13 protein-coding genes are annotated in these 15,717 nt (G+C 65.1%); 10 read left to right on the forward strand and 3 right to left on the reverse strand.

Annotated elements, in window-relative coordinates:
* Nucleotides 1-2 precede the first annotated feature (2 nt).
* The 10 genes from nuoI (at nucleotide 3) to ACFQXB_RS04530 (ending at nucleotide 10,072) form a co-directional block, all read left to right on the forward strand.
* Entirely contained in the window at nucleotides 3-494 is a 492-nt protein-coding gene (gene nuoI / locus ACFQXB_RS04485; protein ID WP_377399767.1) for an NADH-quinone oxidoreductase subunit NuoI, read from the forward strand.
* Nucleotides 491-901, forward strand: a complete 411-nt coding sequence (locus ACFQXB_RS04490) for a carboxymuconolactone decarboxylase family protein (protein WP_377399770.1) — start codon at nucleotides 491-493, stop codon at nucleotides 899-901. The genes nuoI and ACFQXB_RS04490 overlap by 4 nt, the downstream gene beginning before the upstream one ends.
* Nucleotides 898-1,512 carry an NADH-quinone oxidoreductase subunit J gene (locus ACFQXB_RS04495; RefSeq protein ID WP_377399773.1) on the forward strand — a complete coding sequence of 205 codons (615 nt, stop codon included), beginning with the start codon at nucleotides 898-900 and terminating at the stop codon, nucleotides 1,510-1,512. Before ACFQXB_RS04490 ends, ACFQXB_RS04495 begins: the two co-directional genes overlap by 4 nt.
* Before the next feature lie 90 nt (nucleotides 1,513-1,602).
* On the forward strand, nucleotides 1,603-1,908 hold the full coding sequence (gene nuoK / locus ACFQXB_RS04500; protein ID WP_377400724.1) for an NADH-quinone oxidoreductase subunit NuoK: 306 nt from the start codon (nucleotides 1,603-1,605) through the stop codon (nucleotides 1,906-1,908).
* A gap of 6 nt (nucleotides 1,909-1,914) precedes the next feature.
* Entirely contained in the window at nucleotides 1,915-3,879 is a 1,965-nt protein-coding gene (nuoL, locus tag ACFQXB_RS04505; protein WP_377399776.1) for an NADH-quinone oxidoreductase subunit L, read from the forward strand.
* A complete protein-coding gene (locus ACFQXB_RS04510) occupies nucleotides 3,879-5,420 on the forward strand; it encodes an NADH-quinone oxidoreductase subunit M (protein ID WP_377399779.1) in 1,542 nt (513 codons plus the stop codon). The genes nuoL and ACFQXB_RS04510 overlap by 1 nt, the downstream gene beginning before the upstream one ends.
* Before the next feature lie 11 nt (nucleotides 5,421-5,431).
* Nucleotides 5,432-6,871, forward strand: coding sequence for an NADH-quinone oxidoreductase subunit NuoN (gene nuoN, locus ACFQXB_RS04515; RefSeq protein ID WP_377399782.1), 1,440 nt, complete (start codon nucleotides 5,432-5,434; stop codon nucleotides 6,869-6,871).
* Nucleotides 6,861-7,616: a biotin--[acetyl-CoA-carboxylase] ligase gene (locus tag ACFQXB_RS04520; RefSeq protein WP_377399785.1), complete on the forward strand. Its 756-nt coding sequence runs from the start codon at nucleotides 6,861-6,863 to the stop codon at nucleotides 7,614-7,616. The genes nuoN and ACFQXB_RS04520 overlap by 11 nt, the downstream gene beginning before the upstream one ends.
* Before the next feature lie 9 nt (nucleotides 7,617-7,625).
* Nucleotides 7,626-8,405 (forward strand): type III pantothenate kinase, encoded by a 780-nt coding sequence (locus ACFQXB_RS04525; RefSeq protein WP_377399788.1) that lies wholly within the window; start codon nucleotides 7,626-7,628, stop codon nucleotides 8,403-8,405.
* Nucleotides 8,402-10,072, forward strand: a complete 1,671-nt coding sequence (locus ACFQXB_RS04530) for a ribonuclease J (protein WP_377399791.1) — start codon at nucleotides 8,402-8,404, stop codon at nucleotides 10,070-10,072. The genes ACFQXB_RS04525 and ACFQXB_RS04530 overlap by 4 nt, the downstream gene beginning before the upstream one ends.
* Before the next feature lie 396 nt (nucleotides 10,073-10,468).
* Here ACFQXB_RS04530 and ACFQXB_RS04535 read toward each other — a convergent pair whose 3' ends face one another.
* From ACFQXB_RS04535 to glpD, 3 genes are all read right to left on the reverse strand, one after another.
* Entirely contained in the window at nucleotides 10,469-11,986 is a 1,518-nt protein-coding gene (locus ACFQXB_RS04535; RefSeq protein WP_377399794.1) for a DEAD/DEAH box helicase, read from the reverse strand.
* 128 nt (nucleotides 11,987-12,114) lie between these two features.
* Nucleotides 12,115-13,605: a glycerol kinase GlpK gene (gene glpK, locus ACFQXB_RS04540; protein WP_377399797.1), complete on the reverse strand. Its 1,491-nt coding sequence runs from the start codon at nucleotides 13,603-13,605 to the stop codon at nucleotides 12,115-12,117.
* A 48-nt stretch (nucleotides 13,606-13,653) separates the two neighbouring features.
* Nucleotides 13,654-15,198 carry a glycerol-3-phosphate dehydrogenase gene (gene glpD, locus ACFQXB_RS04545; RefSeq protein ID WP_377399800.1) on the reverse strand — a complete coding sequence of 515 codons (1,545 nt, stop codon included), beginning with the start codon at nucleotides 15,196-15,198 and terminating at the stop codon, nucleotides 13,654-13,656.
* Nucleotides 15,199-15,717 lie beyond the last annotated feature (519 nt).

Here is a 15,717-nt window from a genome sequence, read left to right on the forward strand (position 1 = left end):
AAATGGGGATCGATATCACCCGCGCCGTCAAGTATTTCCTCCTGACGGACTTCATCAAGGGCTTCGGCCTTGGCCTGCGGTACTTCGTGGCGCCGAAACCGACGCTGAACTACCCGCATGAAAAGGGGCCGCTGTCGCCCCGGTTCCGCGGTGAACATGCGCTGCGCCGCTATCCCAGTGGCGAGGAACGCTGCATCGCCTGCAAGTTGTGCGAGGCGATCTGCCCGGCGCAGGCCATCACCATCGAGGCCGAGCCGCGCGAAGATGGCAGCCGTCGCACGACGCGCTATGACATCGACATGACCAAGTGCATCTATTGCGGCTTCTGCCAAGAGGCCTGCCCGGTCGATGCCATCGTCGAGGGGCCCAACTTCGAGTTCTCCACCGAAACGCGGGAAGAGCTGTTCTACGACAAGGCAAAGCTTCTTGCGAACGGGGATCGTTGGGAAGGACGGATTGCGCGCAACCTTGAAATGGATGCGCCCTACCGATGAGCAACGATTTCTCCAAACTCTTCGAGACGATGATTGCGCAAAGCCAGGAGATGGCGCGCAAGTTCAATCCTGCGCTCGAGCATTTTCGTCTGACCGGCTATGAAGACCTGATGCCGACGCTCTCGAAGAGCTTCATGGAGATGGCGTTCGGCAACACCTTCAACCGCGAGGGGCTGGATGCCAAGACCCGGCTGCTGGTGATCATCGCGGCGCTGACGGTGGTGGGCGCGCAGGCCGAGGCGCAGCTGAAGCTGAGCATCCGCCATGCGCTCGAGGCCGGGGCGCGCAAGCGCGAGATCGCGGAAGTGATCCAGCAGATGACCATGTTCGGCGGCCTGCCCGCTGCCACGAAGGCGCTCCAGATCGCCCAGAGCGTCTTTGACGAAACCGAGGAGGACAGCGCGTGACTGTCGCGGATTATGCCTTTTATGCCTTTGCCCTGGTCGCGGTCGCGGCGGGGCTGCTTGTGGTGGTCGCCCGCAATCCGGTGCATTCGGTGCTGTGGCTGATCCTTGCCTTCCTGTCCTCGGCCGGCCTGTTCGTGCTCTTGGGCGCCGAATTCGTGGCGATGCTTCTGATCATCGTCTATGTCGGCGCGGTGGCCGTGCTGTTCCTGTTCGTGGTGATGATGCTCGACATCGATTTCGCCGCGCTGAAGGCCGAGATGGCGAAATACATGCCGATTGCCGCGCTGGTCGGCCTTGTGATCCTGATGCAGCTGACGCTGGCCTATGGCGCCTGGCAGCAGGCCGAGGGTGCGCTGGGGCTGCGGCAGGCGGTCACCCCGGATCTGAACGAGGTGCACAACACCCGCGCGCTTGGGCTTCTGATCTACGACCAGTACATCTTCCTGTTCCAGACGGCCGGGCTGATCCTGCTGGTGGCCATGATCGGCGCCATCGTCCTGACGCTGCGCCATCGGGTGGGCATCAAGCGGCAGGATGTGCTGGCGCAGATGTATCGCGATCCGGCCAAGGCGATGGAACTGAAGGATGTGAAGCCCGGTCAGGGGCTCTGACGGATCCTGCAGACGGGGGCGCCCGTGTGGTGCGGCCCCGGGCATGGCAGAGACGAAAAAGAAGGTGGGCGCAGGCCCGGAGGGACGATGATGGTAGGACTGGAACATTACCTGACGGTGGCGGCGACGCTGTTCGTCATCGGGATCTTCGGCATCTTTCTGAACCGGAAGAATGTCATCGTGATCCTGATGTCGATCGAGCTGATGCTGCTGTCGGTGAACATCAATCTCGTGGCCTTTTCGAGCTTCCTCGGCGACCTGGCCGGGCAGGTCTTCACGATGTTTGTCCTGACGGTGGCCGCGGCCGAGGCTGCGATCGGCCTTGCGATCCTTGTCTGCTTCTTCCGCAACCGGGGCACGATCGACGTCGAAGACGTCAACGTGATGAAGGGGTAAGGCCAGATGGAAACGATCATCCTTTTCGCGCCGCTGGTCGGCGCGCTGATCTGCGGCTTCGGCTGGCGCGTCATCGGCGAGAAGGGCGGCCAGGTCACGGCTACGGCGCTGCTGTTTCTTGCCGCGCTTCTGTCCTGGGTCGTGTTCCTGGGCTATGATGGCACGCCGCGCCAGATCGTCCTGTTCCGCTGGATCGACTCGGGCAGCCTTGCCGCCGAATGGGCGATCCGCCTTGATCGTCTTACCGCGATCATGCTGGTGGTGATCAACTCGGTCTCGGCGCTCGTGCATCTGTATTCGTTCGGCTACATGGCCCATGACGAGAACTGGAAGCCTGGCGAGGCCTACAAGGCCCGGTTCTTCGCCTATCTGTCGTTCTTCACCTTCGCCATGCTGATGCTCGTGACGGCGGACAACCTTCTGCAGATGTTCTTCGGCTGGGAAGGCGTCGGCGTGGCCTCGTATCTGCTGATCGGCTTCTACTGGCGCAAACCCTCGGCCAGCGCGGCGGCGATGAAGGCGTTCATCGTCAACCGGGTCGGGGATTTCGGCTTCCTTCTGGGCATCTTCGGCCTGTTCTACCTGACCGACAGCATCCAGTTCGACACGATCTTCGATGCGGTGCCGCAGATCGCGGAAACCTCGATCACCTTCCTCTGGACCGAGTGGAACGCGGCGAACCTGCTGGCCTTCCTGCTGTTCGTGGGCGCCATGGGCAAATCGGCCCAGCTGTTCCTGCACACCTGGCTTCCCGATGCGATGGAGGGGCCGACGCCGGTCTCGGCCCTGATCCACGCGGCGACCATGGTGACGGCCGGGGTGTTCCTGGTGTGCCGGATGTCGCCGCTGATCGAATATGCACCGGAGGCGGCCAACTTCATCGTGGTCATCGGCGCAACCACCGCCTTCTTCGCGGCGACCGTCGGCCTTGTGCAGAACGACATCAAGCGGGTGATCGCCTATTCGACCTGTTCGCAGCTTGGCTACATGTTCGTGGCTACCGGTGTGGGCGTCTATTCCGTGGCGATGTTCCACCTTTTCACGCACGCCTTCTTCAAGGCGATGCTGTTCCTGGGCGCGGGCTCGGTGATCCATGCGATGCACCATGAACAGGATCTGCGGAACTATGGCGGGCTGCGCAAGAAGATCCCCTATACCTACTGGGCGATGATGATCGGCACGCTGGCCATCACCGGCGTCGGCATCCCGCTGACCCATATCGGCTTTGCCGGCTTCCTGTCGAAGGACGCGGTGATCGAGAGCGCCTATGCCGGCGGCACCGCCTATGGCTTCTGGCTGCTGGTGATCGCGGCGGCGATGACAAGCTTCTACAGCTGGCGGCTGATGTTCATGACCTTCTTCGGCAAGCCGCGCGGCGACAAGCATACGCATGACCATGCGCATGAAAGCCCGCTGGTGATGCTGATTCCGCTCGCGGTGCTTGGCCTTGGCGCGGTCTTCGCCGGGATGATCTGGTACACGCCCTTCTTCGGCGATGAGCATGCGGTTGTGGACTGGTTCGGCACCTCGATCCTGATGCATGGCGAAAACACGGTGTTGCATGACGCGCATTACGTCCCCGTGTGGGTGCGGCTGTCGCCCTTCATCGCGATGCTTTTGGGGCTGGCGCTGGCCTATGCCTTCTACATCCGTCGTCCCGATCTGCCGGGCAAGCTGGCCGAGAACCAGCAGATCCTGTACCGCTTCCTTCTGAACAAATGGTATTTCGACGAGATCTACGACTTTGTCTTCGTGCGGCCTGCCAAGGCGTTGGGACGGTTCCTGTGGAAGAAGGGCGATGGTGCGGTCATCGACGGCACGATCAACGGTGTGGCGCTTGGCGCGGTGCCGTTCTTCACCCGGCTCGCCGTGCGGGCGCAGACCGGCTACATCTACCACTATGCCTTTGCCATGGTGATCGGCATTGCCGTGCTCATCACCTGGATGACGCTCTCGGGGGGCGCTGAATAATGGGAAACCTTCTTTCCATCATCACCTTCACGCCCCTTGTCGGCGCGCTGATCCTTGCCGTGTTCCTGCGGGGCAATGACCCGGCGGCGCAGCGCAATGCGAAATGGCTTGCCCTGGTGACCACCGGCGCCACCTTCCTCGTGTCGCTGTTCCTGCTGGCGGGCTTTGACCCGCAGAACACCGGCTTCCAGTTCGTCGAGGATCACAACTGGATCATGGGCCTGCGCTACAAGCTGGGCGTGGACGGCATATCGATCCTGTTCGTGATGCTCACCACCTTCCTGATGCCGATCACCATCGCGGCCTGCTGGGACGTCCAGCACCGGGTGAAGGAATACATGATCGCCTTCCTGCTGCTGGAAACGCTGATGATCGGCGTGTTCGTGGCGCTGGATCTGGTGCTGTTCTACTTCTTCTTCGAGGCCGGTCTGATTCCGATGTTCCTGATCATCGGCATCTGGGGCGGGAAGGACCGGATCTACGCGGCCTTCAAGTTCTTCCTTTACACCTTCCTTGGTTCGGTGCTGATGCTGGTGGCGATGATCGCCATGTATGTGGATGCGGGCACGACCGATATCGTGGCGCTGCTGCGGCACGAATTCAGCGCCGGCCCCATCAGTCTGCTGGGCTGGCAGATCGTGGGTGGGGCGCAGACGCTGATGTGGCTGGCCTTCTTCGCCTCGTTCGCGGTCAAGATGCCGATGTGGCCGGTCCATACCTGGCTGCCGGATGCCCACGTGCAGGCGCCGACCGCCGGGTCGGTGGTACTGGCGGCGATCCTTCTGAAGATGGGCGGCTATGGCTTCCTGCGCTTCAGCCTGCCGATGTTCCCGGTGGCAAGCGACCTGATGGCGCCGCTGGTGCTATGGCTTTCGGCGATCGCCATCGTCTACACCAGCCTCGTCGCGCTGATGCAGGAGGACATGAAGAAGCTCATCGCCTATTCCTCGGTGGCGCATATGGGTTTTGTGACCATGGGCATCTTTGCCGCCAACCAGCAGGGCGTCGACGGGGCGATCTTCCAGATGATCAGCCACGGCTTCATTTCCGGCGCGCTGTTCCTCTGTGTCGGCGTGATCTATGACCGGATTCACACCCGCGACATCGAGGCCTATGGCGGGCTTGTGAACCGGATGCCGGTCTATGCGCTGGTCTTCATGCTGTTCACCATGGCCAATGTCGGCCTGCCGGGCACAAGCGGTTTCGTCGGCGAATTCCTGACGCTGATGGGCGTGTTCCAGGTCAACACCTGGGTTGCCTTCGTTGCCTGCACCGGCGTCATCCTGTCGGCGGGCTACGCGCTCTGGCTTTATCGCCGCGTCGTCTGGGGGGACCTGATCAAGGAAAGCCTGAGGTCGATCACCGACATGACCCGGCGGGAAAAGGCGATCTTTGCGCCGCTGGTCGCCATGACGCTGCTTCTGGGGGTTTATCCCTCGCTTGTGACCGACATCATCGGCCCCTCGGTGGGTGCGCTGGTGGATGACGTGCAGACGGCGGTGGCCGCGGCGGAAGCCGCGCTGCGCCTTGCTGCGAACTGAAGGACCGGATCATGATCTCTGCCGATATCTCCATCGTCCTGCCCGAACTGCTGCTGGCGCTTTTCGCCATGGCTGCGCTGATGTTCGGGGCCTTCGCGGGCAAGGACCGCACGGCGCCACTTCTGATCTGGGTGACTGCGGGCGTCATGGTGGCGCTCGCGCTCTGGCTGGGGATGACCGGCGGCGGCAACCGCGCGGCCTTCGGAGGCATGTTCATCAACGACGCCTTCGCGCGTTTTGCCAAGGTGGTGATCCTGCTGTCGGCGGCGGCAGTGCTGGTCATGGGCCAGGACTACATGGCGCGCCGCGACATGCTGCGCTTCGAATATCCGGTGCTGGTGACGCTTTCGGTCGTCGGCATGATGATCATGGTGTCGGCGGGCGATCTGATGGCGCTTTACATGGGGCTGGAGCTGCAGTCGCTGGCGCTTTATGTGCTGGCCTCGTTCCGGCGCGACCATGCGAAATCCACCGAGGCGGGGCTGAAGTATTTCATGCTGGGCTCGCTGTCCTCGGGGCTGCTGCTTTACGGCGCATCTCTGACCTATGGCTATACCGGCACGACGCTGTTTTCGGGGATCATCACCACGGTGCATGCGGGCGAGGTGTCGCTGGGGCTGCTGTTCGGGCTGGTGTTCCTGATCACCGGGCTTGCGTTCAAGGTCTCGGCCGTGCCGTTCCACATGTGGACGCCCGATGTCTATGAGGGGGCACCGACGCCGGTCACGGCGGTGTTCGCCACCGCGCCCAAGGTCGCCGCCATGGCGCTTCTGGCGCGCATTGCCCATGACGCCTTCGGGCCGGCCGCGGCCGACTGGGGGCAGATCCTGGCCCTGCTGGCGGTGCTGTCGATGTTCGTCGGGTCCATTGCGGCCATCGGCCAGCGTGACATCAAGCGCCTGATGGCCTATTCCTCGATCGCCCATATGGGCTATGCGCTGGTCGGTCTTGCCGCGGGCACGGCGGGCGGGGTCCAGGCGATGCTGGTTTACCTTGCCATCTATGTCACGATGAACGTGGGCACCTTCGCCTTCATCCTGTCGATGGAACGGGACGGCCGCCCGGTCAGCGATATCCGCAGCCTGAACATGTATTCGCGGCACGAGCCGATGAAGGCTTTGGCGGTGCTGGTGCTGATGTTCAGCCTAGCTGGCATCCCGCCGATGGTGGGCTTCTTCGGCAAGTTCTATGTGCTGCGTGCCGCAGTGGATGCCGACATGGTCTGGCTGGCGATCGCCGGCGGCGTGGCCTCGGTGATCGGCGCCTATTACTATCTTCGCATCGTCTATTTCATGTATTTCGGCGAAGAGGGTGAGGGCCTTGACCGGCGCATGCCCACGGTTCAGTGGGGGCTGCTGATGGCGTCGGCCGTGGTGATGGTGGTGGGTGTGGTCAACCTGTTCGGGATCGACCCGCTGGCAGCGGTCGCGGCGCAGACGCTTGTCCGCTAGGCTGACATGGCCCACCGGGGTGGGCCGTCATGTCCTCGATGTGGTTGACAGCACCATGACCGAGGCTGCGCGCATGGCTCCGACCCTGTCGGGGCCTGCGTGGATTCTCGGCCTGCGCCAGACGGCCGGCCGGGGCAGGCGGGGGCGCGCCTGGGTCGATCCGGCGGGCAACTTTGCCGCGACGCTGGTGATGCGGCCCGCTGATCCGCCCGAGAGAATGGCCCTGCGGTCCTTCGTGGCTGCGCTTGCCCTGCATGAAACCTTCGTGACTGTCACCGGCCGGGCCGAGCCCTTTGCCCTGAAATGGCCCAATGACGTGCTTCTGAACGGCGCCAAGGTGGCGGGCATCCTGCTTGAAAGCAGCAGCGCAAGCACGGGCCATCTGGCAATCGGCATCGGCGTCAATCTGGTCAGCGCCCCCGGCGGTAACGAGGTGGAGGCGGGCGCGTTGCGTCCGGTCTCGCTTCTGTCGGAAACCGGTGCGCGCGTGACGCCGGAAGAGTTTCTGGACATCCTCGCCCCCGCCTTCGCCCGATGGGAGGCGCAGTTCGCGACCTATGGTTTCGGCCCGATCCGCACCGCCTGGATGGCCCGCGCCGCGCGTCTGGGCGAAACGGTGATGGCCCGTGCCGGAACCCAGAGCCATGAGGGCCGGTTCATCGAGCTGGACGACCAGGGTGCGCTGATCCTTGTCACCGCCCGGGGCCGCGTGGCGATCCCGGCGGGCGAAGTGTTTTTCGGCTAGGGGGGCAAGATGCTTCTGACCATCGATTGCGGCAACACCAACACCGTTTTCGCCCTGTGGGACGGACGTCGCTTCGTCACCACCTGGCGCACCGCCACGGATCATCGGCGCACCGCAGATCAGTATTTCGTCTGGCTTTCCACATTGATGAGCCTGCAGAAGATCGAGGCGCAGGTGACCGAGGTCATCATCTCCTCGACCGTGCCGCGGGTGGTGTTCAATCTGCGGGTGCTCTGCAACCGCTATTTCGACTGCCGCCCGCTGGTGGTGGGCAAGCCCGACTGCCGGCTGCCGGTCGATGTGCGGGTCGATCCCGGCACGCAGGTGGGCCCCGATCGCCTGGTCAACACGGTGGCGGGTTTTGATCGCCACGGCGGGGACCTGATCGTGGTCGATTTCGGCACCGCAACCACATTCGATGTCGTGGACAGCGACGGCGCCTATATCGGCGGGGTGATCGCGCCTGGCGTCAATCTGTCGATGGAGGCGCTGCACATGGCAGCCGCGGCCCTTCCGCATGTCGATATCACCAAGCCCGAATCCGTGATCGGCAAGAACACCGTCGCCTGCATGCAGGCGGGTGTGTTCTGGGGTTATGTCGGTCTCGTCCAGGGTATATGCACGCAGATCAAAGCCGAGCACGGCCGTCCGATGCGGATCATCGGGACGGGCGGGCTCGCACCGTTATTTGCCAGCGGCGAGGCATTGTTCGACGCAATCGAGGATGACCTGACCATGCATGGTCTCACGGTCATCCACAGCTACAACAAGGATCTGGAGAACAGATGACCAATGAACGACTGATTTATCTGCCCCTGGGCGGGGCGGGCGAGATCGGGATGAACTGCTATGTCTACGGCTATGGGCGGCCTGGCAAGGAACGCCTGATCGTCGTGGATCTTGGCGTGACCTTCCCCGACATGGAAACGACGCCGGGCGTGGACCTGATCCTGCCCGACGTGACCTGGCTGGCCGAACGCGCAGACCGGATCGAGGCGATCTTCATCACCCATGCCCATGAAGACCATGTGGGCGCCCTTGGGCACCTGTGGCCCCGCCTGCGCGCGCCCATCCATACGCGTCGCTTCACGGGCCGTATCGCCAGCCTCAAGTTCGAGGAACACGGCCATCCGCGCGACGTGATCAACATTGTCGGCGCGCGCCCCGACACGGTCGAGGCGGGGCCCTTCAAGGTGCAGTTCGTGCCGGTCAGCCATTCGATCCCCGAAAGCTCGGCGCTGATCATCGATACGCCGGCGGGCCGCATTTTCCACTCGGGCGATTTCAAGCTCGACCACAACCCCGTCGTGGGCGAGCCGTTCAATCCTGAAGAAGCCGCACGCATCGGGGCCGAAGGGGTCAAGGTTCTGCTGTGCGATTCCACCAACGTCTTTTCGCTGCATCCCGGCCGTTCGGAATCCTCGCTGCCCGAGGCGTTGACCGAACTCGTCGCGGGCGCGCGGGGCATGGTGGTGGCCACGACCTTCGCCTCGAACGTGGCGCGGTTGCAGACGCTTGCGGATGCGGCGGTGGCCAATGGCCGCTCGGTCTGTCTGCTGGGCCGGGCGATGAAGCGGATGGTGACGGCGGCGGTCGAAACCGGGGTGCTGACGAACTTCCCCTCAACCGTTTCCCCTGAAGAGGCGGCGCAGATCCCGCGCGAGAACCTGATGCTGATCGTGACCGGCAGCCAGGGCGAACGCCGGGCCGCTTCGGCGCAGCTCAGCCGCGGCAAGTATCTGGGTCTGTCGCTGAAAGAGGGCGATCTGTTCCTGTTTTCCTCCAAGACCATTCCGGGCAACGAATCCGGTGTGATCCGGATCATGAACGCCTTTTCCGAAATGGGCGTGGATGTCGTCGATGACACGGGCGGCAAGTATCACGTGTCGGGCCATGCCAACCGCCCGGATCTTGAGCGGATTCACGAACTGATCCGCCCGCAGATCCTTCTGCCGATGCACGGCGAGCATCGCCATCTGCGCGAACATGTCAAACTGGCGATGACGCGCGGAATCACGTCGCAGATCGTCAGCAACGGCATGATGGTGGATCTGACCGGCGACGCCCCCAAGGTGGTCGAGCATATCGAAACCGGGCGGATCTATCTTGACGGCTCGGTCCAGGTGGGCGCGCTGGACGGGGTGATCCGCGATCGGCTGCGCCTGGCGATGAATGGCCATGTGATGATCACGCTGATTGTCGATGAAGACGACGAGATCCTGGGCGAGCCCTGGGCCGAAACGCTGGGCCTTGCCGAGACCGGCCGCACCGGCGCGCCCCTGACCGAGACGCTGGAAACCGAGCTGAACAGCTTCCTCGTCCGGGCCGATGACCGGGTGATCGCCGATGACGACAAGCTTGACGATGCGATCCGTCGGATCGTGCGCCAGGTCTGCATGGAGGAGATCGGCAAGAAACCCGAGGTTTCGGTGGTCGTCAGCCGCCTGATGGACTAGCCCGATGCGCGCCCGGTGGTGGCCGGTTGCCACCCCGGCGCGCCGCCATCCGGGGCCGAGCAGGGCCGTGCCGCGGCGCAAGGCTGCGGCAAGCCGATGGTCCCGGGCCGCGGGGCAGTGGTTCTGACACAGACCGAGCTGCGCTGGCATGTATCCGGCGCATCACGGCCGCATCTGGGGGTGGAGGACGGATGGCGAGGCAGGCCCGAGGCGCTCGGTCGCCCCTCACATTCGCGCGCCCGGCGCGCACGCGGAGGCCGGGGTGGGCGCTTGTCTGGCATCCCGAGCCCACCTCCGGCGACCGCGCGATGTCACATCATCGTAACAGGCACTGATCGATGTTCTGTGGCCGCGCGGCCGAGGCCTGGGGAAAGGCCGGGAAAACCCCGGCCGCTCTCACTCGCCGTCAGCCTCGGCGCCCGTCTCGGGGGCCGCTTCGGTATCGCTGGCCGGACGGCTGCGGGCCAGGCTGCGCAGGATGAAGTCCGGCACATGGCTGCCCATGCCCACCACCACAGGGTCGCGGCGGTCGCTGCGGCCGGACCGGCTGCGGTCTTCGCGCGGAGCACGTTCGGGCGCGCGGTCATGCGGACGATCCGTGCTGCGTTCGGCCGGACGTGCGGCGTCCTGCTCCGGGGCGCGTTCGGCCACGACCTCGGCGCCCTCACGCGGGGCGCCGCGGGGGGTGTTGCGGCTTGTGCTGCGGCTGCGGCTTGTGCGGCGCGGCGCGCTTTCCTCGGCGGTCTCGGCTTCGGGACGGACCTGCGGCAGCGGGTTCTCGCCGCGCGGGATCGGCTGTTTCACCAGGCTTTCCACATTGGCCAGGTATTTCTCGTCCGAGGGCGTGGCAAGCGTGAAGGCCTTGCCCTTGCGCCCGGCGCGCCCGGTGCGGCCGATGCGGTGCACATAATCCTCGGGGTGGCTGGGCACGTCGAAGTTGAACACATGGCTGACGGCCGGAATGTCCAGCCCGCGCGCCGCCACGTCCGAGGCGACCAGAAGGTGCAACGACCCGTCACGAAAGGCATCAAGCGTGCGGCTGCGCTGCGACTGGTCAAGATCGCCATGAATCGGTGCGGCATTGAACCCGTGCTGCTTGAGCGACTTGGCCACCACATCCACATCCATCTTGCGGTTGCAGAAGATGATCGCGTTGGTGCAGGCTTCGCCCTCGGCCTCGATCAGCGCGCGCAGCACTGCGCGCTTTTCGGCAAAGCTGCGATCCTTGCGCGAGGGTTTCACCTCGATCAGGCGCTGTTCGATATTCTCGCTGGTCGTGGCCTGGCGCGCGACCTCGATCCGCGCGGGGGCGGTGAGGAAGGTGTTGGTGATCCGCTCGATCTCGGGCGCCATGGTGGCGCTGAAGAACAGCGTCTGGCGGGTGAAGGGGGTCAGCTGGAAGATCCGTTCGATATCCGGGATGAACCCCATGTCGAGCATCCGGTCGGCCTCGTCCACGACCATCACCTGCACGCCGGTCAGAAGCAGCTTGCCACGTTCGAAATGGTCCAGCAGCCGGCCCGGCGTGGCGATCAGCACATCGACGCCGCGGTCGATCAGCTTGTCCTGTTCGCCAAAGCTGACGCCGCCGATCAGCAGCGCCTTGGTCAGCTTGGTATGCTTGGCATAGATGTCGAAGTTTTCGGCGACCTGGGCCGCCAGTTCGCGTGTCGGCGCCAGCACCAGGCTGCGCGGCATGCGCGCCCGCGCACGGCCCTTCGCCAGCATCGTGATAAGCGGCAGCGTGAAGCTTGCCGTCTTGCCGGTGCCGGTCTGGGCGATGCCCAGCACGTCGCGGCCTTCCAGCGCGTGGGGAATGGCCTGTGCCTGGATCGGCGTCGGAGTTTCGTAGCCGGCTTCGGCAATCGCCTGAAGGACCTTCGGGTCCAATGCGAGATCGGTAAATTTGGTCATAAGCGTCCAGTTTGTTACGGCATCGGGCCGTAAGGTTGAGGGACGCGGGTTTCCGGGGCGCCCCGACGGGATTAGGCCGCGAGAGCGGATGCAGAGCGACTAGCGGAAAACGGCTCAAAGGTCAATGTTCAAGGCGTCTGGTGCAGCGTCCGGCGCACCGCGTCCTTCCACCCTGCATATTTCGCATCCCGGATCTCGGGCGCCATCTGCGGGGTGAACTGGCGATCCAGCGCCCAGGCGCGGGCAAAGCCCTCCTTGTCGGGGTAGATGCCGGCGCGCATGCCCGCCAGCCAGGCAGCCCCGAGCGCCGTCGTTTCCCGCAGTTGCGGCCGGTCCACGGGTGCCCCCAGAATGTCGGCCAGGAACTGCATCGTCCAGTCGCTGGCCGACATGCCGCCATCGACCCGCAGCGTCGCGACGGTCAGCCCCTCCATGTCGGCGGCCATCGCCTCCATCAGGTCGCGGGTCTGGTAGCCCACGCTTTCCAGCGCCGCCCGCGCAAGTTCCGCCGGACCGGTCGCGCGGGTCAGCCCGTAGATGGCGCCGCGCGCCTCGGCATCCCAATAGGGGGCGCCAAGACCGGTGAAGGCGGGAACCAGATAGACGGCCTGATGCGGATCGGCCTGTTCCGCAAGGGGCTGGGTCTCGGCCGCGTCGCGGATCATCCGCAGCCCGTCGCGCAGCCACTGCACCACGGCCCCGGCAATGAAGATCGACCCTTCGAGCGCATAGCAGGGCGTGCCGTCAAGCTGATAGGCGATGGTGCTGAGCAACCGGTTTCGGCTGGTCAGGTGCTGCGTGCCGGTGTTCACCAGCGCAAAGCAGCCGGTGCCATAGGTGGATTTCACCATGCCCGGCTGGAAACAGGCCTGACCCAGCGTCGCCGCCTGCTGATCGCCCGCCACGCCGAAGATCGGGATCTCGCGGCCGAACAGGTCGGCGCGGGTCAGGCCGAAATCGCTGGCGCAGTCGCGCACCTCGGGCAGGATCGCGGTGGGAATGTCGAAGAGGGCGCAGATCTCTTCATCCCAGCGGCCCTCGGCAATGTTGTAAAGCATGGTGCGGGCGGCATTGGTGGCATCGGTCACATGCGCCCGCCCCCCTGTCAGCCGCCAGATCAGAAAACTGTCCACGGTGCCGAAGGCAAGCCTTCCGGCGCGGGCCCGGTCGCGCGCGCCGTCGATATTGTCCAGAAGCCAGGCCAGCTTGGTGGCCGAAAAGTAGGGGTCGATGATCAGCCCGGTCCGGGCGCTGATCATCGGTTCATGTCCGGCTTCGCGCAGGCTGGCGCAGGTGGCGGCGGTGCGACGGTCCTGCCAGACGATCGCATTGTGCAGCGGCTGGCCGGTGTCGCGGTCCCACAGCAGCACGGTTTCGCGCTGGTTGGTAATGCCGATGGCCAGAATATCGTCCCCACGCAGCCCCGCGCGTTCCATCACCGCACGACAGGTCGCCGCGGTCGAGGACCAGATGTCGGAGGGGTCATGTTCCACCCAGCCCGAGCGCGGGAAATGCTGCGGGAACTCTTCCTGTGCGACGGCCTGGATCTGCATCCGGTCATCGAACAGGATGGCCCGGGTCGAGGTCGTGCCTTGGTCGATGGCAAGAATGCTGCCCATGCGTTTCCTCCCTTTTTCCGGTGAAGCTTGGCTGAACGGTGTCCGGCGTCAAGTCCGGGCGCGGGCCGCCGGGGGCTGATCCTGGGGCGGCGCCGGTTGTGCGCGCGCCGCTTTCATCCAGGCATCGATCGCGGCGACCTGATCCGGTTGCAGGCGCAGGCCCAGCTTGCTGCGCCGCCAGATCACATCCTCGGCGGTCATGGCCCATTCCTTCTGCATCAGCCAGTGCAGTTCGCGTTCGGTCAGCGTTGCGCCAAAGTCGTGCCCCAGGTCGGCGGCGTCCTGCGCGCCCTCAAGAAGGCGCTGCGCCTCGGTGCCATAGGCCCGCGCCAGCCGCCGCGCCCAGGCGGGCGTCAGGAAGGGATGGTCCGCCTTCAGCGCCGCGACCAGATCATCGAATCCATCCACGGGAAAATCGCCGCCGGGCAGGGGGTGATGGGCGGTCCAGTCGCCGCTGATCCCCGGAAAATGCGGTTTGAGCCGGTGCAGCGCCGCCTCGGCCAGCCTGCGGTAGGTGGTGATCTTGCCGCCGAACACGTTCAGCAGTGGCGCCCCGGAGGTGTCGAGCGAGAGGACATAATCCCGGGTGGCGGCCGTCGCGGTCCTGGCGCCGTCGTCGTAAAGCGGGCGCACGCCGGAATAGGTCCACACGATATCCTCGCGCGTGACGGGGCGGGCAAAATACGCGCTGGCAAAACGGCAGAGATAGTCCTGTTCCTCGGGGCTGCAGCTGGCTGCCGCCGGATCGCCTTCGTGATCGGCATCGGTGGTGCCGATCAGGGTAAAGTCGCCCTCGTAGGGGATGGCAAAGATGATCCGTCCGTCGGCCCCCTGGAAGAAATAGCAGCGGTCATGGTCAAACAGGCGCCGCGTCACGATATGGCTGCCGCGCACCAGCCGCACCCTCTCCGTCGAATTGATGCGCAGCGCGCCGCGGATAACCTCGCCCACCCAGGGGCCCGCGGCATTGACCAGAGCGCGGGCGGAAAAGCTGCGGCGCCCGTCGGGGCCTTCTACGATCACCTGCCACAGCCCGTCTGCGCGCGTTGCGCTGACCACCTTGCTGCGGGTCAGGATCCGGGCGCCGCGCGCGGCCGCGTCCCGCGCATTCAGCACGACAAGCCGCGAATCCTCGACCCAGCAATCCGAGTATTCGAAGGCCCGGGCGAAACCGGGACGCAACGGCGCGCCGGCCGGATCGCGGCGCAGATCCAGCGTGCGCGTGCCCGGCAGGATCTTGCGGCCGCCCAGATGGTCGTACAGAAACAGCCCCAGCCGCAGCAGCCACGCGGGCCGCATGCCCCGGTTGTGGGGCAGCACGAAGCGCATGGGCCAGCTGATATGCGGCATGTTGCGCAGCAGCACCTCGCGTTCGATCAGCGCCTCGCGCACCAGGCGAAACTCGTAATACTCCAGATAGCGCAGCCCACCGTGAAACAGCTTGGTCGAGGCCGATGAGGTGGCCGAGGCAAGATCGTTCATCTCGGCCAGCGCCACGCCGAGCCCCCGGCCCGCCGCATCGCGTGCGATACCACATCCGTTGATCCCGCCGCCGATCACGAACAGGTCAAGAACCTCGTCAGCCCGTGTCACATCTGCCCCCTCAGGTCTTTGCGAAAACATAGGCGCGAATGTTCGTTTTGTAAATGTTTCCGTTCGGTCGCGTGCGCCTTTCCACAACGGGCACGCGGCGAGGAGCCTACGGGACGCAGGTAACAGCACGGCAACCGCCGCCCATCTGACTGCCGGATCAGACGCGGCCGGAAGGCGGCAGGCCGTGCAGGCGGATGATCCGGCCGAAGGCCGGGGGATGGCAAGGCCATCTCGTCGCCTCGCCGTGCCGGGAAGTGCAGCTGGGCTCTCCGCGGCCGCGGGACGGACCGCGCGGGCACAGGTTCAGGCCGGGGCCGGGCCTCGGGCGGTGTGGGGGTTCGCGGATGTCTGCGCCGCTGGGCGATGGCCTCTTGCGCGGCCCGGCGCGCAGCCGGGGCGCATGGCTGCCCCGGCGTCAGGATCCTGCCCTGCCGAGACGCGCTTCAGGGGCTGCGTCTGCGCAAGCTGCGCCCGGCTGGCATTGGCAGGGGACGGCCCCGGCGCCACGACCGGGGCAGA

The organism is Halodurantibacterium daqingense (assembly GCF_042666235.1).
Taxonomy (GTDB): domain Bacteria; phylum Pseudomonadota; class Alphaproteobacteria; order Rhodobacterales; family Rhodobacteraceae; genus Halodurantibacterium; species Halodurantibacterium daqingensis.